Here is a 25,883-nt window from a genome sequence, read left to right on the forward strand (position 1 = left end):
TATGAGCCATGAGCTTACCAGCAACCATGGCGCGGCCTCACCTCTCTTCTCATTCTATCTTTTTTTCGAAAAATAATTCCTAATGCCTCACAGAGCCTGTGGTTCTCCATTCGTGCAATTCGCCAGATTCGTGGTAAAAGGCTCCGCTAGTATGGCAATTTCATCAGATCTGTCTTTCGAACCTTTCGTCACTTTAGCGGTCCAAATGTTTCATCTACCAAGCCTAATTCTCTATGGCTTACCACTCACACGAGGATTGATATAGTTAGGGTCCATGCCCTTTTTCTTCATCGAAATCCCTGTGAGAAACTGCAGCATCACACGACGACACAAACGTGCTGTCTGCTGACCTTTATTGTCGTAGAATGGATTGAACTCAACCAAGTCTAACCCAACAATCGTCTTCGTAGCTGCAAACTTCCGTAAATGCGGAAACAACTCGTTGGGTGTCATTCCAGTCGGCTCACTCGAACCAGTACCTGGCGCATACGACATATCAAACACATCAATGTCGAATGACACGTAGACCAGTTCCACATCCTTTAAGTCCTCGTACATCTTCGCAAAAATAGCATCCACTCCATCTCTGCGAATTTCATGTAAGTGATACACCTTCCCGCCTTCCTCAAGAATCTCATCATAGAGATCCTCGCCAAATGCAGGACTGCCCATACCAAACTGCACAACATGCTTACCGTCTAACAAACCTTCATCGACAGCCATGTTCATGTAGCTCCCTGAATGATAGAAAGCCCCAAACTTGCCAGTTCCTCGGTCAAGGTGCACATCAAAGTGCACAAACCCAACCTTCTTCTTCCCATAAACATCGACAATCCCGCGATACGTGGCATTAGGCACCGAATGGTCCCCACCCACTGCAAAGGGAATGGCCCCAGTGGACGCAACCTCACGTGTGACCCTGCGAATTTCTTCTAAAGTGTGAACTTGGTTATACGGATTTAACCCAACATCGCCGTAATCCACTGCTGTTAAATTCTCAAATGGATTTAACAAGGTCTCGTACTCAATCCAACTCAAAGGAAACTTCGGATCTCCATACGCCCCCCAGTCCCGAGTATAGCGTATCTCCGCTGGTGCCCACATGTTGCCTGCCGAGTGCGGCAATGCGGCTGTCGCCGCCCCAAAGATAGCCACATCCACCTGACCTGCTACCAAATCCTTCTTTTCCAATGCCACAGGCAATTGGAAAAAGGTTTTGATACCAACAGGCTCTAACTGCACGTCATACCTCTGAATGTCAATAGGACCAGGTGTCCTCTCTGGATTACGTTTAGGGTCGCGCTCACTGCGCCAGACATTCGTCGCCTTGTCCTGTAAAATTTTCATCCGACTCGGGGTCCTTTAGATCCATATGCGGCATCGGGACTAATTCCTCCTTCGGAGCCTTAGCCACAATATCTTTGTGAATCTGGGCATCACCCGCCCCATAGCTTGCAAGGAAAGCACCACACAAAAGCAGACCTGTCGAAATTCGATTCTTTCTATTCATCATTGTTGTAGGTTTGAGCTTATAAATAAATAAATAAACGTCCACTACACTATCAGTCCTAACAAATTGTTGATAGACGATTCCTCTCATATTTTGAGCGTGCACATCCTCCCCTATTCGTCCTAGTCTACACCTTTCTCAGGATGCCCTCTCTCACCACTATTTTTGAAGCCAGTTCTATCGAAGCATACGCAGAAGCATTTGGCCCCGATTGGAACACACAATGCCGCCAACTATCAGCCGGTCCCTTCTCCTTCACCGAAAAACGCATCGACTTAGAGGGTATCGCTCTCTGTTGGGACTCTTTCGCATCTTCGGTGCAAGCTATCCAAACGAGAAAATCCCCAGGCCTCTCTCTCACTCTTCCACTCACTGACACCCCACCAGCAATAGTCCAATGTCGTGAACTCGACACATCCAACGCGATTCTTCTACTGCCAGGTTCCACTCTTCATTACACCGCACCGATAGGCTTTGAAGCTTTCACTGTCGATATCCACCATCGCATGCTCTCATCGTCCATACCGCCCACCGAAGCGCACCCTATTGCTGCTATCGCAAGCTCAGACAGAGAAAAACTCCTCGAGCTAGCGCTTTATATGAGCCAACAATTAGAATCCATGCTCTCCCCCTCACCTAACGAACTCAGTCACTGGCGCCAGCAAATCCTCCAGCACCTCAATCCCATCCTCGATTGTTTCTCCCCCTCAAAAAAATCCAAATCGATCCATAAAGCGCTCCACTCAGATGCCCTCATAAAATCCATCCAAGGCTACCTCGCAGACTGGAAATCAGATACCCCACCATCTATCACATCAATGTCTAAAGAACTCGGTATCTCAAGCTCTACCGCCTACCGGCTCTTCCAAAAATGGTGCGGCACCTCACCCTACAAGTTTCACCTCATTGAACGCTTACATCATTTCAGAAAGTCCCTGATTCTTGGGCCACACACACGAGGCGCAGTGACAGAAGCTGCAAGCTCAGCAGGATTCTCCGACTACAACCGTGCTATCCAACATTACAAACACTTCTTCGGCGAAACACCCACCCAAACACTCGCTAGTGTGGGCAAATGAAATGGCTCAAATAAATTTCAGCTGCTGAAGTGATTCGTCCAGACGGCCTGATACGCGGCAACTCTGTGACTCGATTTGTTGTTTCTTTTAACTAACATACCTGATATAAGCCACGCTATATTATTTAAATCACACACTTCATGATCAAACACATCACCCTCTGCTCAGCTATCTTCAGCCTCCCCGTCATAGCCCAGGACTCAGCCTCCGAAATGGCCCGAAAACTCCAAAACCCGCTGGCCAATATTCGAGCCCTCATGACCGATAACGTCGTCGCTTACAACACCGGACTGACTAATGACACTTCCTTCAACTTCCAGCTCCAGCCGGTCTACGCCATCGACTTCGAAGAATAAGCTTCACCTTCATCCCCCGTGCTGTCATCCCAATCATGGGGATCGAGCCTGGTACTAACCTCCCCATCCTCGATAATGAAAACCGTCCCACTAACAAAAGCACTTGGGGACTTGGCGACTCGATCTTCCAAACCTTTTTCGCCCCACATTCAGAAAGCGATTTTAAATGGGGACTAGGACCACAAATCTCAGCCCCTACCTCCACCGACCGCCTCCTCCAGGGTCCCGGCTGGGGAGCTGGAGCCGCCGCCATCATCACCACCAATTTCACCCCAGAGCTTTCTTTCGCCGGCATCCTCGGAAACCATTGGGGCTTTGATGGAAACTTCAATACACTCACCATCCAGCCGATGCTCTACTACAACATTGAGGCCGTACCCGGCATGGCCGTCGCCTACAATTCTGTCATCTCCGCAGACTGGGAAGCAGCCTCGAAAGACCGTTGGACTGTCCCACTCGGAATCACCCTCAGCCGAACCTTCGACCTCGGCGAAGGCAATGGCCTCGACCTCTCAATCGGCCAATACTACAACGTCGAACGCCCAACTGGCGCCGCCGACTGGACCACACGTATCGGCATCAGCTTCCTCTTCCCATAAAAATGCAGATCGCTAACCAATGCCTCTCGCATTCGTTTATACCACTGTGCTATAATGCTCCAATCTAACCACTCACAATGACCATGAAAAAGTTCAGTATCATCAGTAGCTCAATCATCGGCTACACACTCGCCTCAGGCTCGCTGCACGCAGAAGAGTTTGACCCCAAAACAGAAAAAACGCTCATCGAAATGCTCGAGGAAAACCCAGCCTCCGTCCCACTCGATGAACGTGACCCCACCCTCGACCTTCGCAAACTCAGACGCGACCCTAACAACAACCCCAAGCGTGAACCTGGTCCCATCAACATCCAAAAAGCAATCGGTGGCCTCGCCTACATGGGCATCCCAACCTTCTTCCGCCTCCCTGTAGCCCTCGGTCCTGAAGATCTCAAAGCGGGTGACGTCGATGTCGCATTCTTCGGTGCTCCTATCGACCTTTCCACTGGCCAACGAGGAACAGCCTACGGCCCACAAGCCGTCCGCACAGGCGAAATTGTCGGTGGCTGGGGAGAAATCTCACCACTTTCGCACCCTGTCGTAGGCGATATAGACTTCACCAAAGTTCTCACGTGTGTCGACTACGGCGATGCCCCTGTAGATATTTTCTCAGGTGAACGTACTGTGCTCCCAGTCTATCAGATGGTGAAAGAAATCGCTGAGACTGGTGCCATCCCTGTAACCGTCGGCGGTGACCACTCACTCATGTACGCCGATGTCGCTGCTATCACAGAGGTCCACGGTAAAGGAAAAGTGGCCGTCGTCCACTTCGACGCCCACTTCGACGGCATCCCTCTCCTCTTCGGCCACTACCTCACCCACGGTGCTCCGGTCCGTCGCGTCATCGATGAAGGACACGTCAAAGGCGAACACTTCATCCAAATCGGTCTCAACTCCCAAAAACCCGGCGGCAAGGACCTCAAGTGGATGCGTAAAAATAAGATGAAGTACCACTTCATGACTGAAATCGATGAGAAAGGCTGGAAGGCCGTCACCGAGCGCGTCCTCAAAGAACTCGAAGACTGCCCAGATAAAATCTATATCTCTATCGACACCGACGTACTCGACCCAACCTACTCACCAGGAATGGGTACACCTGAACCAGGCGGCCTCACCGTACGGGAACTCTTCCCGATGCTACGTGCCATCGCCACCGCTAAAGAAGTGGTCGGTGTCGAACTCGTTGAAGTCAACCCTGTCGCCGACCCAACTTACCGCTCCAAACAAGTCGCTGTGCGCATTCTAAGAGAAACACTCACCGGCGTGGCACTCCGCAAGAAAGGCATCACCGACCCATTCTACGTCGACCCCAAATGGGCCGATCACGAATACAAAGAGCCAGCGGAGAAGAAGTAAACCACAGCCCTAATCAACCAGCAGCCATGCCAACTCAAGGCATGGTTGTTTCGTTCTCAACTACCGAGGAGCTTAACCACAGATTTCGCAGATTATTCAGATTGTTTCCCATTCGCCCAACCAGCACTCCACATCCGAATTCCATCAAATATTAATCTGTCAAATCCGCGTAATCTGCGGTCAAAAAAACACTCCTGACCCGATGACTAGCAACGAACTCATCGGCTACCTCGCAGGTATTCTTCTCGCTCTCAGCTTCCTTCCCCAAGTCATCGTCACTTGGCGTACTAAACAAGCTGACGACCTCTCTATGGGCATGCTCTCACTCAACCTTTCCTCCGCCATCCTCTACGAAATCTATGCGTGGCAACTCGGCCTCATCCCAGTCGTCATCATGAACGGCATCTTCTGTCTCCTCGTCCTCGCCGTCCTCATCATGAAACTCCTCTTCGCCCCCAAAAAAGCCAGCCCAACCACTCCGAACAGGTCACCTAAACCTTCATCTCTCTAAAACACGAATCGCACAAATCTTCACCAATCATGTTTCTAACACACTCAGCACATAGCTTTGCAACATTAGTGTGATTCGTGAAATTCGTGGTAAAAGCATCACGATCTATCAGCTTGAACTCTCACCTTAAACTATGAGTCTAACACGCCGTCTATTCACCAAACTCAGCCTCGCCACCTCTTCCGCCTTCCTCCTCGGCATAGGCTCGGCCTCCGCCGCCACCTTCACCGATGAAGAACTCTGCTACATGACCGCAGAAGAACTCATCCCACTCTTCAAAGCGCAGAAGCTATCCCCAGTCGATGTCCTCAAAGCGCAAATCACGCGCTACGAAGCTATTGGTAAGAAGACTAATTCCGTCACTTACACCCACTTCGACACAGCCATGGCGCAGGCCGTGGAATCCGAGAAGCGCTATGCTAGCGGCAACCCTCGGGCACTCGAAGGCATCACCGTCGGCATCAAAGACGAACACCACGACACTGGCTGGATCGTCACTCGTGGCTCCGTCCTACTCAAAGACGCTAAGATGGATCACGCCGACCCGATCGTGACCAAGCTCAAGGAAGCGGGCGCCATCCTGCACATTCAGACCACCGTCCCTGAGTTCTACATGAGTGGTGTCACCTACTCCAAGCTCTGGGGAGTGACCCGCAATCCTTGGAATCTCAAGTACGCAGTCGGCGGTTCCTCCGGTGGCTCTGGGGGTGCACTTGCAGCAGGCCTCTGCACCATCGCCACAGGCTCCGACATGGGCGGATCCGTTCGCCTCCCTTGTGCCTACAATGGCCTCTACGGCTACAAGCCACCTTTCGGTCGCGTCATATCTCAGAGCACCCTCTGCCACTTCAGCGGCACAGGCCCAATGGCACGCAGCTTCGATGACATGGTCACACTACAAAACGTTCTCTCAGGACAAACTCCAGGCTTCCCAGCCACTCTCCCACGCAAGGAAATGGCTCACGACTACGCCTCTATCAAAGGCATGCGCATCGCCAACCTAGGCTCCATGGGACTAGTCCCACTCTCAAAAGAAGTCGCCGCCGAACATGCAGAATCGATCAAGAAGTTAGAATCCCTCGGCGCTATTGTCGAAGACATTGAGCTCCAGATCGATTGGTCCGAAATGGTCAATAAATTCATCGGCGGCGTCCTCGCTGGACCGATGGGTGCCCCACTCGCAGCCGACGCCAAGCGCGCGGACGAAATGACCACCTACGCTGCCTACTTCGCAAAAAAAGCAGCCAACCCAAAACTCGGTTCCACCCAAGCAGCCGACTTCGAACTCTACGTCAACGAGACCTACGCCAAGATCCATGCAGCCGTTTTCGCCAAAGGCTACGATGCTGCCATCATGCCTAGCCTAGCCACTCCACACGTCCCAGCCGACTACGACCTCTCCAAGGAAGGCTACGTGTTAGAAGGCAACAAAATGCACAAGTCCTTCATCCTCGCCCTCACCGTCCCATGGAACGTCCTCAACTGGTGCCCAGTCGTCAACGTCCCCACTGGACTCAGCTCCCAAAACATGCCCATGGGTATGCAAATCATCGGCAAACCCTACGCCGACGACACCGTCTTCCGCATCGCCCACGCCTGGCAAAACGTCGATCCAAACCTCTACAAAGCAAATAAACTCCCAGACTTCCGCAACAACTAATTCCTAACAATGAAACTCAAACACACCTTCACAGCAGCCATTCTAACGAGCTCTCTCCTAACATCGACGAGCTTCGCTGAACCCGACAAGTACGCCACCGCCGAAGAACTCGGTCTCATGGTCGGCTTTCCACCTCCAAAGGATAAGATAGTCGACAGCTCTAGCCTCCTCAAAGGGCCAGGCAATCGCTGGGCCTACCTCAACATGCGCAAGCTCTACCCAAGTGCGGGCATCAAAGCTGCAGATGAGGCAATCCCTGTAGAAGTCGCCATCGATCCCGCGATCCAATCGCTCAAAGTCGTCAAACCTAACGACAAAGGCGCAGACACGGATCAATCCGTAGACATGGACACCTACCTGCGTGAAACTTATTCCGACACTCTACTCGTCGTGAAAGATGGCAAGGTCGTCTACGAGAAATACCTCAATGGCATGAACGCGAACCATCCGCACCAGATGATGTCTGTCACCAAATCCTTTGCGGGACTCTTCGGGCTCATGGCTGTCGCAGATGGCAAAGCAAAGGAAGAAGAACTGGTATCGAAATACCTTCCAGAACTCAAAACCTCCACCGCCTTTGCCGATGCCACCTTTGGCCAAGTCCTCGACATGACCAACTCCATGGGCTTCTCCGAAGACTACGCTGATCCTGAATCAGGTATCGTCCACTATGCAGGAGTCCTAGGCCTCATGCCTCAGCAACCAGGTAAAAAATATGCGAGTAGCATTTATGAGTACCTACCGACTCTGCCACGAGATGAAGTGCATCCTAAGCACGGCGAAATCTTCCACTACCAAACACCAAAGACCGATGTCGTCAACTGGGCAACCAACCGAGTCACCAACAAGTCGTTCGAAGACAACATGTACGACGTCCTCTGGTCGAAACTCGGCACCGATGGTGAAGCCTACGTGCTGTTAGACAAGAACGGCACCCTCTTCGCTGGTGGTGGCCTCAATGCCACCCCTTACGACCTCGCCCGCTTCGGAGCAATGATGATCAATGACGGTAAATTCAATGGTCAACAAGTAGTTGCACCCGAGACCATCAAAGCCCTTTCGGATGGCGGCAACCAAAAAGCCTTTGCAGATGGTCCTAGCAGCGGAGGTAAAATGGCAGAAGAACCATGGAGTTATCGCGCTCAATGGTGGGTGCGTCATGCCAAAGGTAAAGAAGCTTTCACCGCCCTCGGGGTACACGGCCAATGGATCTATTGTGACATCCACCGCGGCGTCGCTATCATCAAACAATCCTCACAGCCAGTCTCCGCTAGCGATTACTTCGACGCCTACAACCTCAACGCTTACGACGCTATTATTGAGCATCTAACGAAGAAGTAAGCTCCTGCTTGTTCACTTTCCCTAAGAACGATGCAGCTGTAATCACCCAACCAGACTGTTGACAAACCTCATCGAGGTTTCGGCACCCAGCCCAGAGTGGCAGAGCCAACTCTGGGTGGTTGCAAACATCAGCTAGAAGTCTGAAAGACTTCGGGCTTAAAAATGACATAGCTCCGCACACCTCAAAGTTCTTGGTATTCATAGCTGCATGTTCACAACTAGAATCAGGAGTGAAACTCTAGGCGCTGTAGTGGCCAACACCACTGCTCCATCAGCTGAACTCAAAGGCGAATAGATGCAGCCACTTAATTCTAACAACCAACAAGCTGCCGCAGAGATCCTCGCGGCAGCCTTTGCTTCTGATCCATTCATGCAGTGGTTTTCAAAAGAGCCCGACTTCATAAAACACCTCACCAACTGCCTTCTTCCTAGCATTCTCAAAAATGGCGAAGGCTACCTCACCGATGAGCTCGACGGTGTCGCCCTCTGGATCAAGCCGGGTGAGAAGTTGTGCCTCCCCCTCAACATCCCCCTTCTCTACAAACTCGTTCGCTGCGCTGGCATTTCCATCCTCTGGAAATTTGACCAACTACTCTTCAGCAAAGGCGTCCCAGCGCCACGTCCAGATTACTACTACCTCTTTCTCATAGGTAAATCCCCTTCGAGCACCCGCAAAGGCGTTGGCTCCGAACTCCTCCAGTACATGCTCAGCAAATGTGATACGCTGCAAATTCCCGCCTTCCTAGAAAACTCAAACGAATCTAATATTCCATTCTATCAAAAGCACGGCTTCACCATTCTAGGCTCCAAGTCCGTAGCCCCTGGCTCCCCACCACTTTGGTACATGTGGCGCGAACCTCAACTTCCTGAAAGTTGATCTATTAAAATCCAAAATCGCCCCATCACAAACCCATGCTCAGATTTCTCCAATACTTTTTGCTCTACCTGCTATGTTCGATTCCAGTCCTATCACAAGACGCTATCAACGACCTACCTGCTGAGCCTAATTACATCTATGCTGCGGTGTTAGGCACTGGCGTCTATCGGGTAGAAGACGCCACACTTACCACTGTGCGCCTCCCCTTTTCCTACACGCTGGACACAGAAGAAGAAGACAAATGGCGACTCCTACTCCCTGTCGTGATTGGCTATGCCAGCCTCGACCCAGATGACATTATCGACCGCTGGATCCCCACAAACCTCGGAACGCTCAGCTTCATCCCAGGCATAGAATACCGCTACCCGATAAACGATACCTTCACCCTCAAACCCTTCGCTCAAGTGGGTGGTGGCTACGATTTCGAAAATAATATTTGGAGCGGCCTCGTCGTTGGCGGCACCCGCGCCCTCTGGAAGAAACCACTCAATTCCCATTGGCAAATGCAACTCGGTAGCTAGCTCCAATGGGCCGCTGGCTGGCAACAAGAAGCGAGCTCATCCAACAGCTTTGGCCTCTTTGAAATCGGAACCGACATCCGTAGAGACCTGCCATGGAAACTCTCCGGCAAACAACTCAATGCTTCACTCTACGGCAGGTGGAGACAGTTCTTTAACGAATGGAATATCGCCAACACCCCTGATGACCCTATCAGCGTCGACGCCCTCTATGAACTCGGCCTTAGCCTTGGACTCAATGAAGGCTATAATCTCTTCGGATACAACTTGCATAGAGTCTCCCTAGGCTACGTTTGGGGCGACGGCACACAGGCTCTGAGCCTAGGCCTCGGATTCCCATTCTAACTTCCATCTATGAACATGAACTCTCTCCCCGTGCCAATTTTCTCAACGCATCACACTAGCTTTTCACCTTCTAGCGAGCACCCCTAACGCCTACCCACTATGTTCTACTTTCAGCTGCGTCACATTCATGTTATAAAATCATGTTGCTATCGCACCTTACCTTTAACCTAACACAATCAATCACACATGAACAAACGACTCCTCGCATCCACTTCGCTCAGCATGGTCTCATCCACGCTCATAGCAGCCCCTATTGCCGACACGGTATTCTCCGGCGGTAAAGTCTACACCGTCAACCCAAAGCAAGCATGGGCAGAGGCGGTCGCAGTCAAAGATAACAAAATCATCTACGTCGGTGACCAAGCTGGCCTCAAAGCCCATATCGGTGACTCCACCAAAACCATCGACTGCAAAGGCAAAACCGTCATGCCTGGTTTCATCAGTGCCCATGACCACCTCATCGCCTCTAGCTGGACCTCCCTCGGCGTGAATCTCTACGACGCTAAAGATAAAGCGGAAACCCTCAAACTCATCAAAGAATACGCCGATGCCCACCCCGATGAGAAAGTCATCCGTGGTATTGGCTGGGTAGCAGACAAAATGGGAGGCCCACCTACAGCCAAGGATCTCGATACCGTTGTCCCAGATCGCCCAGCGATATTGTTAGACTTCACCATCCACGATGCCTGGCTCAACTCTGCCGCCCTCAAAGCTGCCAACATCACCAAAGACACCCCAGACACCCTCCCAGGTGTCACCTACTGGGTGCGTGATAAAGAAGGAAATCCACTCGGAGCTGCCATCGAGATCCAATGGATGCAGGCCTACATCGATATGGGAGCTTGGGATGCGGAAACCATGGTGCGCAAAAGCGCAGATGAACTCTTCACCATTGCAGCCCAAAATGGCACGACATCCCTCCTCAACCCAGGCATTGTCACTCCTAACGTCAAAGACACCCACGGAGGCATGGAAAGAGATTTCGAAGCCAGTGTCGGCATGCTAGCCGAGCTCGAAAAAAAGGGGGAACTCAAGCTGCGCGTGCAGGCTGTCCCCTTCTTTAAAAATGCCAAAGCGGATCCCGAAAAGTTCGTGAAGTTCGCTGCTAAAATGCAAAAGCAATATCAGGGCGATAAAATCCGCTGTGATTTCATCAAAGTCCACCCAGACGGCAACTGGAACGCCCAAGTATCCCCCCACCTCGAACCCTACACCACTGGAAAACAAGGCGCTTTCAACATTGACCCAGTCACCATGAAGGCCGTGACTCTAGCAGCTAACAAGGCGGGGCTCAATACCATCATCCACACTGACGGAAGCGCCACTGGACGCGGCGCTATCGATGCCTTTGAAGCAGCCATCAAGGCTGGCTACAAAGACACACGTAACGCAATCCACCATTACACATGGATTCACCCAGATGACCACAAGCGCACGATCGATCTTAAGATCCCAGTCAACGCGACGCCTAACTTCTACAACGATTGGTCCAACCAACGCGAGGATGCCTACCGTCTCCTCGGAAAAGAGCGCACAAACACCCAATTTGGTCTCTACTCAGACCTCGCACATGCAGGCAATAGCGTTTCAATCTCAGCGGATGTTCCAAGCACCCAGCCAAGCATGCAGGCACCACTCTTCTGCGTCGAAGGTGCGGTCACTCTGATGGACCCAACACGACCAGACGAATCCAAACCATTCCCTGAAACGCGTAAACCAATGACTCTCGAGCAAGCGATCCGCGCTGTCACTATCGATGCGGCCTGGCAAATCTCCTTGGATGACAAAGTCGGTAGCCTCGAAGTCGGAAAACTCGCTGACATCGTCGTCCTCGATAAGAACCCATTCGATGTGAAACCTACCGAGATCGCAGAAATCGAAGTCGCCTACACCATGATGGATGGACAATTCACTCACACTCCAAAAGACAAAGACATCGAAGCTGAATCTCGTGATGAATTCCTAGGCACAGGCGAATACACACCCAAGACCAGCTCGTACACCCGTCCTTCCAAGAAAGCTCAAGAACAAGCACTCATTGCATCCTTTAAGTTCTTGAGCACCTTCTGCTGTGCCAAAGGCTATGCCGCCCCAGAAGGCAAGACCTATAAAGAGCAACTCATCGAAGAACTCCTCTCGACCTCACTCTAACAGGAAACCTCTACCCATACCTTCTCCAAAGCACCTCCTCAGCGAGGTGCTTTTTTAGTATCTCATTGCTCCGGCATCAGAGCCCCAGCTGAGTACGAACTTGCGCTGACCTAGGTATTTTGGCATGCACCCATTACAGCAAGCAGCCAAGAATCGGACAATTTCCTCCCTTTGTGTCCAATCCGCACTCTTCAGACACTACATCAACACATGACAACCCTCGCTATCGCCCTTGGGGCACTCATCATCTACCTCATCGCCTACAATACCTACGGGAAATGGCTCGGTCAGAAAATCTTTAAACTCAGCACCCAATCCGTCGCTCCATCCATCGAGCTAGAAGATGGGAATGATTACGTGCCGACCAAAAAAGGCATCGTCTTCGGCCACCACTTCACCTCGATCGCTGGTACCGGCCCCATCGTGGGCCCTGCATTAGCTGTCATGTGGGGCTGGCTACCAGCTCTCCTTTGGGTGCTCTTTGGCTCTATCTTTATCGGTGCCGTCCACGACTTTGGCGCCCTCGTTGTCTCCATGCGCAACAAAGGAAAAACCGTGGGTGATATTGCTGGCGACGTCATTTCCCCCAGAGTGCGCCTGCTCTTCCTTCTCATTCTCGCCATAGCTCTCACCATTGTCCTAGCAATCTTTGGCCTTGTGATTGCTGTGGTATTCAGGATCTTCCCCCAGTCCATCACCCCCTGCCTCATTCAAATTCCACTGGCGATCATCATCGGCTTTTTCGTCCACCGTAGAGGGCTCAATATTCTCATTCCCTCCGTTATCGCCCTAGTCCTCATGTACCTCTCGGTGTTCTTTGGAAACGCTGGCTGGCTGGCAAGCTTCAATGCCACCCTAGCCGCTTGGCCCATCATGACTTGGGTCACGGTACTTCTGGCATATTCCTATATAGCCTCAGTCCTTCCAGTTTGGATCCTCCTCCAACCAAGAGATTATATCAACTCACTCCAACTGATCTCAGCTCTCGTACTCGTGGTTCTTGGGCTCATCATCGCAGGTCTCTGGGGCGGCGCCCCCATCGACGGCACGCGTCCACCACTCGAAATTGTTGCCCCTGCCGTCGAGGAAAATGTCACCGCAAAACAACTCCCGCTCATTTTCCCCTTCCTTTTCGTCACCATTGCATGTGGCGCAGTCTCCGGTTTCCATTGCCTAGTCTCCTCAGGTACTTCCTCAAAACAACTGCGCTGCGAAACCGATGCGCGCTTCGTCGGCTACGGATCCATGCTTACGGAGGGTTTTCTGGCAGTCTTGGTGATTCTCGCCTGTGTCGCAGGTCTGGGACTTGGCCTCACCGCAAAAGATGGCACATTCCTCACGGGTGCAGCGGCTTGGGATGCCCAGTACAGCACTTGGGCCAGCTCCAAAGGCCTCGCTGCCAAAATCAATGCCTTCGTCACGGGCTCTTCAAACTTCCTCCAAGCACTCGGCATCTCCGCTACTTTCGCCAAGGCCTTGATGGGCGTTTTTGTCGCCTCCTTTGCCGCAACCACTCTCGACTCAGCATGCCGCCTCCAGCGCTACGTCGTCCAAGAACTCGCTGGTTGCTGGATCGACCTCAGACACAGCAAACTCCCCGAACCTGAGCGTAGCACAGTCGTCGCAGAAAAACGCAACAACTCATGGCTCACCAACAAGCATGTCTGCACCATTGCTGCTTGCTTAGTAGCTTGGTGGATGGCTTCCCTCCCTGCAGCTCCCGGCAAAGCAGCCGGCACCGGTGGCATGATCCTCTGGCCGCTCTTCGGGGCAATCAACCAATTACTCGGAGGCCTCGCCTTCCTCGTCGTGCTCTTCTGGATGCGAAAGAAGAAAATGCCCACCTGGTTCATTGCCCTTCCCACCTTCTTCATGCTCGTCCTCCCCGTCTGGGCGATGCTCTACCAAATCTTTATTGCCGCCATCGGCTCTAACCAATCTTGGATTGATCAAGAACGTTGGCTCCTCGTATCCATCGGTTTCTCCACCATTATCCTCGAGTTTTGGATGATTGCAGAAGCCCTCATGGCGTGGAAACGCTCGAAAGCAACCGAACTCCCACCCACCGAACCCGAGCTCGCTCCCAACTAGTGGGATTTCAGCTATTCCCGAACTCAAGCAAGCTCAGCCTTCTCGCCACTCATTTGTTCAATCATCAAATACACAGTCGCACTGAGCATCACAAAGAGAATGACCATGTGGCTTGCATAGCCCCCCAAATCAACTGTGCCACCCGAACACCCACAATCCACGTCAAGACCACGCGCCCAGACTGAGCCAATGGCTCCCATAAAGCTCAACAACATCCCCGCTGTGAGCAACAAAGCCCCCTCCATCCAACGCTTCAAAATCAACCCTAGCCCGACCAGCACCTCCAAGGGAGGCAAAAAGTAGGCCAACCACATGTCATATGGGGGCTCGTTGAAAGGTGGAATCTGGAAATTTGCCACATTCTCAACAAAGGCATGCGCATCCAAAATCTTCATCAGGCCAAAGACCAAGAAGATCCCCCCCAATGCGACCCGCAATACTGCCAATACCACTCTCACTTAGACAATCTCCCCATCAGGATAAATATCGCGGTACTTGATCGCTTCCACACCCACCAAAGCCGCGGTCCCGAGTAAACTTTCCTCAGTCACCGTCTTTGGTACTTGGGCAGCAGGTCGACTCAGCCCGCAAAGCAAGTGGCCATACATCTGAGCTCCAGCCACATGCTCCAACAGCTTAAAGGAAATATGAGCAGCATCCAAATTTGGAAAGACAAGCACATCAGCACTCTTCTCCGCACGCTTGTCCTGCAGTTTGACTTCCGCGGCAGCCAAATCTAATGCCACATCAGCCTGAATCTCGCCATCAATCTCAATCTCGAGTAACTGCTTGCGCGCCATATCTCTCGCCAAGGCCGTCGCAGCTACCACACGCTTTGAGGATGCTGTAGGCATCGAACCATGCGTAGAGTGGCTCAACATCGCAACCCGCGGACTGTGCCCCATAAAGTGCTCTGCCAACTTGCCAGTCTCTACGGCAAAGCCAGCTAGATCCTCGACTGACGGCTCAGGATTTACCCCACAGTCCGCCAAAAATAGCATGCCCTCACTGCCAAAATGCTTCAAATGCGGCGCCACCATCGCCACCACCGAGAAAAGCTTGGGCGCATTCGGGTCCTTCTTAATAAACTGCATTAAGGATCGATAAATCGATGCTGGGTTCGCCTGATTGCCTGACACCATGCCATCCGCCTGACCGTATTGCAGCATCATCGCAGCAAAATTGTGCGGCTTAGCCATCATCTCACGTGCGTCCGCCACCACGCGCCCGCGGTATCGCTCTACTTTCTCAAGACGCTTGCAAAACAGATCGAGGTCGCTCGACCTCCTAGGATCCATCACATTGATAAACTTCAATGAGACCCCCATTTGCACAGCCATCGCACGAATGCGATTCTTGTCCCCCAGTAATATGGGTGCGATTATTTCCATTTTAACAAGCTGGGCAGCCACCCGAATCACACGCTCATCTTGACCCTCGGTGAAAACAATACGTTTGGGATGCTTTTTAAGAGCATCAAATAAGTGCTGAGTAAGCTCGTTGGCTTCAGGAAATGAGGTATCTGGTGTCGTCATAGAAAATATCTGTGCGGTGGAACGCTGACTAGAGAACTAATCCCATCTCCAACAATCCCGCAATGCTAAAAAAGCTCCAGTTTCGATTTATAAATCGTGCCGCCACCCACGCAAAATAACCACTCAGCTGGCAATCTCGATTTTCTTGGAATAAGTATTCGACTCGTTCCTCACCCATGTGAGATCCCCAACAATCAGCAAAAGACTGACACCCTCTGAAAAATCTAGCCTTTCTCTCTCGTTAAATACCGATACACTCATGACAAAGATGCAGCGCTTCCTCCGAATCATTCCAGCCATTCTCATCCTCGCTGTAGGGGCTTGGGGCTGGAACCACTTTGCCTCACAAAAAGAGGATGCTGAAAAAAATGCGGGCCCCAAGCTTACCAAAGAACAAAGAAAAGCCAAAGCTGCTGCACGCGCACTCGCCAATGCCCAACAAACCCACGTGCTCGAACTCAGCGCCCAAGACTTCCAAGTCGAACTCACCTCGCACGGCATTGTCCAACCACCCGCCATCACTGCCCTCAACCCACAAGTTTCCGGAATTATCCAAAAAATCTCCCCCCACTTTGAGAATGGCGCCTTCGTTAAAAAAGATGAGGTCCTAGTTGAACTCGACCCAAGCGACTTCAATTCACAAATCTCAAGTGCTAAGGCTGCCCTCGCACGTGCTGAAGCCAACCTCGCTCAAGAGCAAGCACGCGCCGCTCAAGCTCTACGTAATTGGCAAGACATCGGCTTCGATGAAGAACCCAACGACCTCGTGCTGCGTAAACCCCAACTCAAAGAAGCCGAAGCCAACGTCGCCGCCCAAGAAGCCGCTCTCGAAAAGGCACAACGCAATCTCGAACGCACCAAAATCCGTTCCCCCTACGATGGACGTATCCGTTCACGCAATATCGGTCTCGGACAATCCGTGGGCACTGGCACCAAACTCGGTGAAGTCTACGCCACTTCCTACGCCGAAGTCCGCCTCCCACTCTCAACCCGCCAACTCGGCAAAATTGATATCGATGAAATCGATTTCGACCATATCCCTGTCGTCCTCACTGACGCCCTGCATGCCCACCACGACACCCAATGGGAAGCTCGTATCGTCCGCATCGAAGGCGAACTCGACCCAACCTCCCGTGAACTCTTCGTCGTCGCCCGCGTCAATGACCCATTTGGCATCGATACCGAACACAGACCTCACCCGCTGCGCATGAACCAACCAGTCGCAGCAAGCATCCAAGCCAACACCCTCAAACAAGTCGTCTCCATCCCACGTTCCGCTATCTACGGTAAAGACGAAATCATCGTCGTACGTGACAACAAAATCCATCGCGAACAAATCAACATCGTCTGGTCCACACTCGACCGTGTCTTCACCGATACCCCTGACCTCGATAAGGCCCTCCTAGCCACATCGAAACTCGCCTACGCCCCAGAAGGCTCACCAGTCCGTATCATCGAGAAAGAGACTCACTCCATCACCAGTGTCGCTCCAGAAAAATAAGACGCTTACTCATGCCGCCGAAAAGCGGCGTGCTTCACTTTCTATCTGATAGCCCCCCATCACAGCTTTCTCCTAGCTGTCCAGAACTACCGTCAGCTGTTCTGCTTCTTAAAGTCCCGTGGAGTCATTCCAACAAACTTCCTGAACATCTCAGTGAAGCGCCTCAGACTCACGAAACCACATGCCTCTGAGACTTCTTGTATGCTCACCTCCTTATTCTGCAATAAACCACGAGCATAATTAATTCTCTTCTCTAACACCACATTCCAAATCCCCTTGCCGACACATGCCTGGAAGCGCAATTCTAAATTTCTCCGACTCAGTGGCACCAAATCAACCAGTTGGCTAACATTCTTCACAGAGTCAATATTCCTGTCGATGTAATCTAACACAGCCCGCACTTCAGTATCCACTACCGCATTCACAGCCGTTGATTCCCTCTCCACCACCCGTACAGGATCTGGAGAGAAATGCCCATCATGTCGAATCGGTCGCCCTAACAAGCTATCCGCTAACATCTCTGCAGCAGCATAACCTACCGCTGCTGCTGGAATCTCAACACTCGATAAAGGAGGACGAGAGAGCCGGCACTCAACAAAATCATTATCCACCCCTAAAATAGCTACCTCCCTGGGTACCTCCACGCCTAACTCCAAACACACATCCGCAAAGTCACGTGCAGGAATGTCATTCGAACAAAATACTGCCAGCGGCTTCTCCCTATTCTCTAACCATTGCTTCATCCGCTCACGCATCGCCTGCGCCTCACTCGCTTTATCAATCTGCGGTAAATACTCTAACTCACACACCGCTACCTCTTCCCCACCTACCGCTTCCTTGTAACCACTCAAACGCATCTTAGAGTACTGTAATCGCGCGCTACCCACATACCCAAATTGCTGATATCCTAAACTTGCCAAATAGCTCCCAGCCATCCTCCCAATCTCAAAATGATTCACGTCAGCTAGTGGTAAGTCTATACCTAACAATGAGTCCGTTGTATTGACCACCGGGATCTTTAAACCCTTCACAAACTCTATCAATGCCGGATCATAAAAATGCCCAATCACCCCATCCACATTCCAAGAAGCAATCGCCTCTATCGATTCCTCAGAGGGCGCAGCATCATAGAACACCCAGTTCTTATGCCGCTGACTGTGAGCATAGATTCCTTCAATCACATTGCGGTTGTAACCAATGCTTTTCTCCATCAAGAGTGCGATCCGGTAGAGCTTTTTCACGTTCCATAAAATACAGGCTCCTAATCACGAAAAAAGCATTATTCGCATTTCATCCTCACTATTACGCAATTATCGCATACACAAGCCTCCACAGAGAGCTATCATGCAAGCACCAACGACAAACGCTATTATTATCATGAGCTACTTTCCAAACATTCAGAAGATCCAATTTGAGGGCAAACAAACCACCAACCCTCTCGCCTTCCGTCACTATAACCCCGATGAAATCATCATGGGGAAAACCATGCGCGAGCACCTGCGTTTCGCCGCTCCCTACTGGCACGTCATGCGTAACGAGCTCTCTGACCCCTTCGGCTCAGGCACTGCACTCATGCCTTGGGATGACAAGTCAGACTCGCTAGAAAACGCCCTCAAGCGCGTCCCCGTCTTCTTTGAATTTCTCGATAAAATTGGAATCGACTACTATTGCTGGCACGATCGCGATATCGCTCCAGAAGGGGCTACGCTTGCAGAAACCCACGATAACCTCGCTAAAGTCTGTGACGCCCTCGAACAACAACAGACCGCTACCGGTAAAAAATTGCTCTGGGGAACCTCATGCCTCTTCACTCATCCACGCTACGCCCAAGGCGCAGCCACTAGCCCGAATGCTGATGTCTACGCTTATGCAGCCTCTAACGTAAAACACGCACTCGAGCAAACCCACCGTCTGGGGGGTGAAGGTTACACCTTCTGGGGGGGCAGAGAAGGCTACGCCACTCTGCTTAATACTGATATGAAGCGTGAGCTCGACCACCTAGCCGCCTTCTTCCACATGGCCGTTGCACACGCCAAGAAAATCGGCTTCAAAGGTCAGTTCTACATCGAACCTAAACCCATGGAGCCATCCACCCACCAGTATGACTCAGACTCCGCAGCCTGCCTCAATTTCTTGCGTGAATACGACTTACTCGATCACTTTAAACTGAATCTCGAAACCAACCACGCCACCCTCGCAGGACACACTATGCAACACGAAATGGATGTTGCTCTCGGCTCCAATGCCCTCGGCTCTATCGACGCCAACCAAGGCGACGAACTAATCGGCTGGGACACAGACCAGTTCCCAACAGATATCTACATGGCGACCCATGTCATGGTTCGTATCCTCAAAATGGGTGGCTTCACCACTGGTGGCCTCAACTTCGATGCCAAGCGCCGCCGCGAATCCCACGAACTCGAAGACCTCTTCCACGCCCATATCGGCGGCATGGATACCTTCGCTCGCGGTCTGAAAATTGCCGCCAAAATCATCGAAGATGGCCGCTTTGATGCGCTTATCACCCAGCGCTACGCAAGCTTCGATAACGGTATCGGCGCAAAAGTCGAGGCGGGTTCCACTAGCCTCGATGAACTCGATGCCTACGCACACAGCATCGCTGCTCCTACTCTCGCCAGTGGTAAGCAAGAGATGCTAGAAAACCTCCTTAACGATTACATCGTCTAATCATTATGTTCTTAGGTCTAGACGCGTCGACCCAAAGCCTCTCAGCCATCCTCATTGATCCCGCTGAGGGGACCATCCTCTTTGATGAGAGCATTAATTTTGGTGCCCACTTTCCTCAGTACCAGGCGCCCAATGGCTTCATCGAAAATGGCAACGAGTGCCACACCTCCCCACTCATGTGGCTCGACGCGCTAGATCTGCTTTTTGATAAGCTGAGTCAATCTGGTCTCGACCTCACGAAGATAGAAGCCATCACTGGCGCCGGCCAGCAGCACGCAACCGTCTATCTCAATGCAAAGTTCCCATCCACACTCGCGACACTCAGCGTCGAACACTCACTAAGCGATCAACTCGCTCCTACTCTCTCTCGAGAGTTCTCCCCGATTTGGATGGATAGCTCCACCATCGAGCAATGTGAAGAGATCACTCAAGCCATCGGTTCGAGCGAAAAAGTCGTCTCAATCTCCGGCTCCACAGCCACCCCTCGCTTTAGTGGTCCGCAAATTAGAAAATTCTATCAGACCCAATCTGAGAACTACGCGAACACCCATCGCATTCACCTCAATTCTTCATTCTTTGCATCTGTCCTCGCAGGTGCAGATGCCCCCATTGACTATGGTGACGGTGCTGGCATGAACCTCATGGATCTCAGTGCCCAAGACTGGAGCACCCCTCTCGTAGAAGCCACCGCACCAGGTTTACACGACAAACTCCCTGCACTCACAGCCGCGGGCCATTGCTTCGGCTCACTCTCTCCCTATTTTGCTGAAAAATACGGCCTCTCAAACACATGCAAAATTCTCACCTGGACTGGTGATAACCCAGCCAGCCTCGTCGGCATGGGGGCCGCCCAGCCAGGTAAGTTAGTCGTCAGCCTTGGCACCAGCGACACTCTCTTTGCTGCGCTCGAATCACCACTCACCGACCCGAATGGCTTCGGCCATGTCTTCGGAAACCCGCTAGGTGGCTATATGAGTCTCATCTGCTTTTCTAACGGTTCGCTCGCGCGTGAAAAACTCAAGGAATCCTGCCAAATCGACTGGGACACATTCGCAGCAACCCCGACACAGCCCTTTGGGAATGATGGTAAATTAGCAGCCCCTCTCTACGTGGACGAAATCACGCCACGACTCAAGGCACAAGGTCTCCAAACTAACCACTGGGACCTCACCACTGCTGATACTCACACAAAAATACGAGCATTACTCGAAGGCCAATTTGGCAACATGCGCCTCCGCGCACGCTGGATGCAGCTCCAAGCTAAAAACCTCCTCGTCACCGGTGGGGCATCGCGTAACCAAGCCATCCGTCAGACTCTTGCTAACACTTTCCAATGCCAAGTCCAAGGGCTCGATGTATCAAGCTCAGTGGGCTTGGGTGCAGCAATCATCGCCTCAGTCCATGCCGGTTACGCATACACCGAACTCATTGCACAATTTTGCAGCCCATCCCCAGAAGTAACCACTCCAGAGGCAACAGCTATTGAACTAGAGAAGGCACTCCTCAGTTTTGAGCAATTCCAACAAGAACTCGCTCATTCACTCGCCTATTAGTTTGCTATCTGAGGAATGCTGCTATGCTGAGACAGCTCCATGACTGTCCGCGAAATCAAAAGCATCATCACCCTTGCCATCCCACTTGTCATTGGCCAGCTCGGCCAAATGCTCCTCGGTGTCTTCGATACCATCATGGTTGGTGAAGTCGGTGTCCTTGACCTCGCGGCCCTCTCATTTGCTAACAGCCTCTTTATTATCCCCTTTGTTTTTGCTATCGGCATCCTCACCTGCATCTCGATTCGTACCGCCACTGCCCGAGGAAAACAAAATCAAGCCGAAGCCCGTAGCGTCTGTCGAAACGGTCTCTTCCTCTCCGTCATCGTAGGTACAGTATTCTTCCTACTCGCCCTAGCTGCCTACCCCTTCTTGCATTCCATGGGGCAACCCGATGATGTCGCCACTCGCTCCCAAGCCTACTACCTCATCGTCATGGCTTCACTGATTCCATGTGCCATGTCCTTGCTCCTCAAAAACCATGCCGACGCTCTCGACCGACCATGGCCGGCTTTCTGGATTTTCATGGGAGGAGTCGCCCTCAATATCACACTCAATGCCGCCCTAATTTTTGGCAAGTGGGGGTTTCCCGAACTCGGCCTAGAAGGCGCCGCCGTTGCCACCCTCGTCGCTCGATGGGCCATTGTCATCGCCATGATCCTCTGGTTCCGCTACGACCATTCCCTCCACTCGTGGACACCCGAACATTGGCTCAAAAAACCAGATTGGTCAGAAATATCCGCCCTCACTAAATTAGGCTTTCCCGCAGGTCTCCAAACCCTAGCCGAGGTCAGCACCTTTGCCGCAGCAGGTTTGTTGATCGGCCATTTCGGTGCTGAAGCACTCGCCTCACACCAAATTGCACTCCAATCCTCAGGTATGGCATTCATGATCCCCCTAGGCCTCTCCATGGCTCTCCATGGCTCTCACCGTCCGTATCGGTGAAGTCCATGACGACCATCTACGTCAAAAAAATATCGTCACCACCGGCTGGTTTCTCACCCTCCTGAGTTCCTGCACCACGGCATGCATCTTCATCTTCGCTGGTACTTGGGTCGCCCGCCTCTTCATTAATGAACCTGAGATCATCGTGCTCGCAGCCTCACTGCTGGCTGTATCCGGCATTTTCCAGATTGTCGACGGCCTCCAGGTCGCCTCCACTGGACTGCTCCGCGGACTCCACGATACCAAAATCCCCGCCAAGATGGCCATTCTCTCCTATTGGGTGATCGGCGTCCCCTCAGGCTACCTCTTAGCCCACTACGTAGATCTTGAAGCCAGAGGGATCTGGTGGGGCCTCGCCATCGGATTAGGTGCCGCTGCCCTCATGCTCTCCATCCGAGTCTGGAAAAAAATTCTCCCACACCAATCCCCTAAGCCCGCTCTAGCAAAATGAAAAAGCCCAAGTAGTACACCTACTCGGACTTTCTCCCTTTAGCTTTAAATGAATTTATTTGGTGAGTGATTGGATGTCTTTTTCCAGGCCATTACGGCTGTACTTCTCCATCACTAAGGCACCTTTGACGTAAACCTTCAATACAAGACCTACCATGCTATCTACCCGCCGACCGGCAGGTGTTCCAGAGCCTCATCATCCACCTCCTACGCCTGGACGAGATTCTCGCACAATCGGAATCGCGTCAGTGTAAATGGTCTCGCGGTACTTCCCAAAGAGTGAAGTAACCGTTTCTGATCCGTTAGTCTTTGTTAAAACTGGAGGACCGTCGAGTGTATCAACTTTGTAGTAAATATCATACTCGAGCTCGATCTCATCGATCTTCTCAGCTGAGCGGTTAAACAATGTGATGTCAAAGTGTGTATTTACCGTGATCGCACGCCCCGCACGCTCAGCTTTGGCCTTTGATTCCTTAATCGTGATGCTCAAACTCTTCGTCGCAATCACCAAATCCTTGATCTCCTCGTAGTACGCAATATCGCGCTCACTGAGTTTATCAAGTGGGACAGTTAACTTTGACTTCTTTGTCTGAACCTCAATCGTTTCCTTTCCCTGATCAAACCCTACGATCCGCCCCTTGAAGGACTTGGAATAATCAGGAGTGTAAAAGCTACGCTCGTAAATGCCGTCATAGCGGTCCTTCTCAGCTTGCACAGAGGCTGGTGCATCAGTCACCACCTTCGGCTTGTACTGTAATTTGACTGCGAATGCGTCCCCTTTGGCTTCACCAGTGAGGTACACATAGTATTCCTCCTGCTTCCATCGGTACTTCATCGCCTTTGTGCCATCTTTGCCAGTATAAGCATCCTTCGTGTGCTCAACTTTGAGATTGGCATCAAATACCGCAACCCATTCTTCTAAGGTCTCGGTAAAACTTGCTTTGTCCTTTGTCTCATCGACCAAGACATTGAGCTCACGAAGAAAATTCGCTCTCGAAACCATGTCAAATCCATCAACATCTCGGTTCCACAAACGAATGTCGTCATTCTTCAGCTCAGCCTTGTCTGCAGATGCTTCCCATTTAAAATCAGGAAACTCACCCGCAGCAGCCTTCGCAGACATGGCCCAATAGCCCTCGTCTGTGAATAGCCGATCAATGTTGGTCTGGGCACATAGCGAAGTCGCTACGGCTCCAAAGGCCATCATCGTCTTGTATACTACTTTCATTGTTTTCTATAGGTGTGTTCGCAAAATCATTAGTCTACTACCTAAAGTAGACTACGATTGCACCTCATACAGTACTCTTTTCTGCTAATGGTCAACCAGAAAGCACTGGTCTTAACTTGAACGCTTCCCCATGTGACCACTCTGTCACTCAGCTCAGACTTGACCATAAAGCATCATTTCGATAACCATCGAAGTATGAACTCCCAGCTGGCCATCACCAAACTCAGCGCACTCGCTCAAGAATCGAGACTCGAAATATTTCGCCTCTTGGTCCCCTGTGGAACCAAGGGCATGAGCGCAGGTCAAATAGCCGAAACCACCAAAATCCAGCCAAACACACTCTCATTTCACCTCAAAGAGCTCAACGCCGCTGGACTCATCAACTCCCAACGCCAAGGCCGCAGCATCATCTACAGCATACAAATAGAGGGCGTACGCAATTTAATTGGCTTCCTCACGGAGGATTGCTGTGAAGGACGCCCTGAACTCTGTACACCGACAAAAGATCACTGTTGCTAACTCTCACTCTCTAAACATCAAAACTATGAATATCGGAATCAATGGCTTCGGCCGCATGGGAAGACTCGGCTTTCGAGCTGGCTTCGACAGTAAAGCCTACACTATTAAACAAATCAATGAGCTGGGTGGCCCGGCTGCAACTGCCGCTCATCTCTTAGAGTACGACACGGTTCACGGAAGATGGCAACGCGACATTCAATCCACCGACAACACTATCATAGTCGACGGCGAAGAAATAAATTACACCCAGAACGCGGCTATCGAAGACACCGATTGGTCAGCTTGCGACATCGTGATTGAAGCCACAGGTGTCTTTAAGTCAGTGAAACAGCTCGAAGCCTACTTTGCGCAAGGTGTAAAGAAAGTAGTCGTCGCCGCCCCCGTAAAAGAAGATGAGGTACTCAATGTCGTAATGGGCTGTAACGATTCACTCTACAATCCAGAGCAACATCGCATTGTCACGGCAGCCTCTTGTACCACCAACTGCATTGCACCTGCCATCAAGGTTGTGCACGAAAAAATTGGCATCGAACGTGGCACCATCACGACCCTGCACGATCTCACCAACACCCAAGTCATTGTCGACGCACCTCACAAAGATCTCCGACGCGCACGGTCTGCCATCAACTCACTCATCCCCACTACTACTGGATCAGCCACCGCCATCACCTTGATCTACCCAGATCTAAAAGGAAAGCTGAACGGGCACGCCGTTCGCGTTCCCCTGCTCAATGCGTCTCTAACCGACTGTGTCTTTGAACTCAAACGCGATGTCACAGCCGAAGAAGTCAACACCTTGCTTAAAGATGCCGCTGAGGGAGAACTGCAAGGAATTCTTGGCTATGAAGAAAAGCCCCTTGTCTCAGCTGACTTTACCAATGACACGCGCTCCGGAATCATCGACGCCCCTTCCACCATGGTAGTCGACGGCCGCATGCTCAAACTCTTTGTCTGGTACGATAATGAAGTCGGATATGCCAACCGCTTGATGGAGCTCGTCCAAAAAGTCGCTCACTCCATCGCTTAGTGTAGCCAACATACCTCCCCCCCACGCATTACCCACCCGCCGAACCA

General features: G+C 51.6%; 25 protein-coding genes. 18 read left to right on the forward strand and 7 right to left on the reverse strand.

Features of this window, described 5'->3' with window-relative positions; translation table 11 throughout:
• Positions 1-231: 231 nt before the first annotated feature.
• The gene (locus ACFSW8_RS12530; RefSeq protein WP_377089706.1) at positions 232-1,347 is read right to left on the reverse strand and encodes an agmatinase family protein; all 1,116 of its coding nucleotides are present in this window, start codon (positions 1,345-1,347) and stop codon (positions 232-234) included.
• On the reverse strand, positions 1,304-1,600 hold the full coding sequence (locus tag ACFSW8_RS12535; RefSeq protein WP_377178397.1) for a hypothetical protein: 297 nt from the start codon (positions 1,598-1,600) through the stop codon (positions 1,304-1,306). The genes ACFSW8_RS12530 and ACFSW8_RS12535 overlap by 44 nt, the downstream gene beginning before the upstream one ends.
• 53 nt (positions 1,601-1,653) lie before the next feature.
• On the opposite strand from ACFSW8_RS12535, the gene ACFSW8_RS12540 reads away from it, so the two are divergent.
• The 9 genes from ACFSW8_RS12540 (at position 1,654) to ACFSW8_RS12580 (ending at position 9,809) form a co-directional block, all read left to right on the forward strand.
• Positions 1,654-2,589, forward strand: coding sequence for an AraC family transcriptional regulator (locus ACFSW8_RS12540; RefSeq protein ID WP_377089704.1), 936 nt, complete (start codon positions 1,654-1,656; stop codon positions 2,587-2,589).
• A gap of 140 nt (positions 2,590-2,729) precedes the next feature.
• A complete protein-coding gene (locus ACFSW8_RS12545; RefSeq protein ID WP_377089702.1) occupies positions 2,730-2,945 on the forward strand; it encodes a hypothetical protein in 216 nt (71 codons plus the stop codon).
• Between the two features lie 35 nt (positions 2,946-2,980).
• Positions 2,981-3,544, forward strand: coding sequence for a hypothetical protein (locus ACFSW8_RS12550; protein ID WP_377089701.1), 564 nt, complete (start codon positions 2,981-2,983; stop codon positions 3,542-3,544).
• 83 nt (positions 3,545-3,627) lie between these two features.
• Positions 3,628-4,899: an agmatinase family protein gene (locus tag ACFSW8_RS12555; RefSeq protein WP_377089700.1), complete on the forward strand. Its 1,272-nt coding sequence runs from the start codon at positions 3,628-3,630 to the stop codon at positions 4,897-4,899.
• Positions 4,900-5,101: 202 nt separating this feature from the next.
• The gene (locus ACFSW8_RS12560) at positions 5,102-5,410 is read left to right on the forward strand and encodes a SemiSWEET family sugar transporter (RefSeq protein WP_377089697.1); all 309 of its coding nucleotides are present in this window, start codon (positions 5,102-5,104) and stop codon (positions 5,408-5,410) included.
• Positions 5,411-5,543: 133 nt separating this feature from the next.
• On the forward strand, positions 5,544-7,070 hold the full coding sequence (locus tag ACFSW8_RS12565; RefSeq protein WP_377089696.1) for an amidase: 1,527 nt from the start codon (positions 5,544-5,546) through the stop codon (positions 7,068-7,070).
• Positions 7,071-7,079: 9 nt separating this feature from the next.
• Complete coding sequence (locus ACFSW8_RS12570) at positions 7,080-8,411, forward strand: serine hydrolase domain-containing protein (RefSeq protein WP_377089695.1); 1,332 nt, start codon at positions 7,080-7,082, stop codon at positions 8,409-8,411.
• A gap of 295 nt (positions 8,412-8,706) precedes the next feature.
• The gene (locus ACFSW8_RS12575) at positions 8,707-9,288 is read left to right on the forward strand and encodes a GNAT family N-acetyltransferase (protein WP_377089693.1); all 582 of its coding nucleotides are present in this window, start codon (positions 8,707-8,709) and stop codon (positions 9,286-9,288) included.
• A gap of 35 nt (positions 9,289-9,323) precedes the next feature.
• Positions 9,324-9,809 carry a hypothetical protein gene (locus ACFSW8_RS12580; RefSeq protein ID WP_377089692.1) on the forward strand — a complete coding sequence of 162 codons (486 nt, stop codon included), beginning with the start codon at positions 9,324-9,326 and terminating at the stop codon, positions 9,807-9,809.
• 123 nt (positions 9,810-9,932) lie between these two features.
• Here ACFSW8_RS12580 and ACFSW8_RS12585 read toward each other — a convergent pair whose 3' ends face one another.
• Positions 9,933-10,079, reverse strand: a complete 147-nt coding sequence (locus tag ACFSW8_RS12585; protein ID WP_377178399.1) for a hypothetical protein — start codon at positions 10,077-10,079, stop codon at positions 9,933-9,935.
• 258 nt (positions 10,080-10,337) lie between these two features.
• Between ACFSW8_RS12585 and ACFSW8_RS12590 the strand changes: the two genes are divergently transcribed.
• Together ACFSW8_RS12590 and ACFSW8_RS12595 are read left to right on the forward strand one after the other, a co-directional pair.
• The gene (locus tag ACFSW8_RS12590; protein WP_377178401.1) at positions 10,338-12,302 is read left to right on the forward strand and encodes an amidohydrolase; all 1,965 of its coding nucleotides are present in this window, start codon (positions 10,338-10,340) and stop codon (positions 12,300-12,302) included.
• 210 nt (positions 12,303-12,512) lie between these two features.
• On the forward strand, positions 12,513-14,393 hold the full coding sequence (locus tag ACFSW8_RS12595) for a carbon starvation CstA family protein (RefSeq protein WP_377091515.1): 1,881 nt from the start codon (positions 12,513-12,515) through the stop codon (positions 14,391-14,393).
• A gap of 23 nt (positions 14,394-14,416) precedes the next feature.
• Here the strand turns inward: ACFSW8_RS12595 and ACFSW8_RS12600 are convergent, their stop codons facing one another.
• Together ACFSW8_RS12600 and ACFSW8_RS12605 are read right to left on the reverse strand one after the other, a co-directional pair.
• Positions 14,417-14,851: a DoxX family protein gene (locus ACFSW8_RS12600; RefSeq protein ID WP_377178403.1), complete on the reverse strand. Its 435-nt coding sequence runs from the start codon at positions 14,849-14,851 to the stop codon at positions 14,417-14,419.
• Complete coding sequence (locus ACFSW8_RS12605) at positions 14,852-15,928, reverse strand: phosphate acyltransferase (protein ID WP_377089686.1); 1,077 nt, start codon at positions 15,926-15,928, stop codon at positions 14,852-14,854. It abuts the gene before it with no gap.
• 259 nt (positions 15,929-16,187) lie between these two features.
• Between ACFSW8_RS12605 and ACFSW8_RS12610 the strand changes: the two genes are divergently transcribed.
• Positions 16,188-17,429 carry an efflux RND transporter periplasmic adaptor subunit gene (locus ACFSW8_RS12610; RefSeq protein ID WP_377089683.1) on the forward strand — a complete coding sequence of 414 codons (1,242 nt, stop codon included), beginning with the start codon at positions 16,188-16,190 and terminating at the stop codon, positions 17,427-17,429.
• A gap of 92 nt (positions 17,430-17,521) precedes the next feature.
• On the opposite strand, the gene ACFSW8_RS12615 is transcribed toward ACFSW8_RS12610, so the two are convergent.
• Positions 17,522-18,670 carry a substrate-binding domain-containing protein gene (locus ACFSW8_RS12615; protein ID WP_377089681.1) on the reverse strand — a complete coding sequence of 383 codons (1,149 nt, stop codon included), beginning with the start codon at positions 18,668-18,670 and terminating at the stop codon, positions 17,522-17,524.
• A gap of 133 nt (positions 18,671-18,803) precedes the next feature.
• Between ACFSW8_RS12615 and xylA the strand changes: the two genes are divergently transcribed.
• Genes xylA through ACFSW8_RS12635 form a run of 4 tightly spaced genes read left to right on the forward strand, consistent with a single transcriptional unit; the run spans position 18,804 to position 23,063 of the window.
• Positions 18,804-20,117 (forward strand): xylose isomerase, encoded by a 1,314-nt coding sequence (gene xylA / locus ACFSW8_RS12620; protein ID WP_377091513.1) that lies wholly within the window; start codon positions 18,804-18,806, stop codon positions 20,115-20,117.
• A gap of 5 nt (positions 20,118-20,122) precedes the next feature.
• Positions 20,123-21,670 carry a xylulokinase gene (locus tag ACFSW8_RS12625; protein WP_377089680.1) on the forward strand — a complete coding sequence of 516 codons (1,548 nt, stop codon included), beginning with the start codon at positions 20,123-20,125 and terminating at the stop codon, positions 21,668-21,670.
• Positions 21,671-21,709: 39 nt separating this feature from the next.
• Positions 21,710-22,612 carry an MATE family efflux transporter gene (locus ACFSW8_RS12630; RefSeq protein WP_377089679.1) on the forward strand — a complete coding sequence of 301 codons (903 nt, stop codon included), beginning with the start codon at positions 21,710-21,712 and terminating at the stop codon, positions 22,610-22,612.
• A complete protein-coding gene (locus ACFSW8_RS12635) occupies positions 22,587-23,063 on the forward strand; it encodes an MATE family efflux transporter (RefSeq protein ID WP_377089678.1) in 477 nt (158 codons plus the stop codon). Before ACFSW8_RS12630 ends, ACFSW8_RS12635 begins: the two co-directional genes overlap by 26 nt.
• A gap of 195 nt (positions 23,064-23,258) precedes the next feature.
• Here the strand turns inward: ACFSW8_RS12635 and ACFSW8_RS12640 are convergent, their stop codons facing one another.
• Positions 23,259-24,290, reverse strand: coding sequence for a hypothetical protein (locus tag ACFSW8_RS12640; protein WP_377089677.1), 1,032 nt, complete (start codon positions 24,288-24,290; stop codon positions 23,259-23,261).
• Positions 24,291-24,485: 195 nt separating this feature from the next.
• On the opposite strand from ACFSW8_RS12640, the gene ACFSW8_RS12645 reads away from it, so the two are divergent.
• Positions 24,486-24,809, forward strand: coding sequence for an ArsR/SmtB family transcription factor (locus ACFSW8_RS12645; protein ID WP_377178405.1), 324 nt, complete (start codon positions 24,486-24,488; stop codon positions 24,807-24,809).
• A gap of 25 nt (positions 24,810-24,834) precedes the next feature.
• Entirely contained in the window at positions 24,835-25,836 is a 1,002-nt protein-coding gene (locus ACFSW8_RS12650) for an ArsJ-associated glyceraldehyde-3-phosphate dehydrogenase (protein ID WP_377091511.1), read from the forward strand.
• Positions 25,837-25,883 lie beyond the last annotated feature (47 nt).

The organism is Rubritalea tangerina (assembly GCF_042683245.1).
GTDB classification, from domain to species: Bacteria; Verrucomicrobiota; Verrucomicrobiia; order Verrucomicrobiales; family Akkermansiaceae; genus Rubritalea; species Rubritalea tangerina.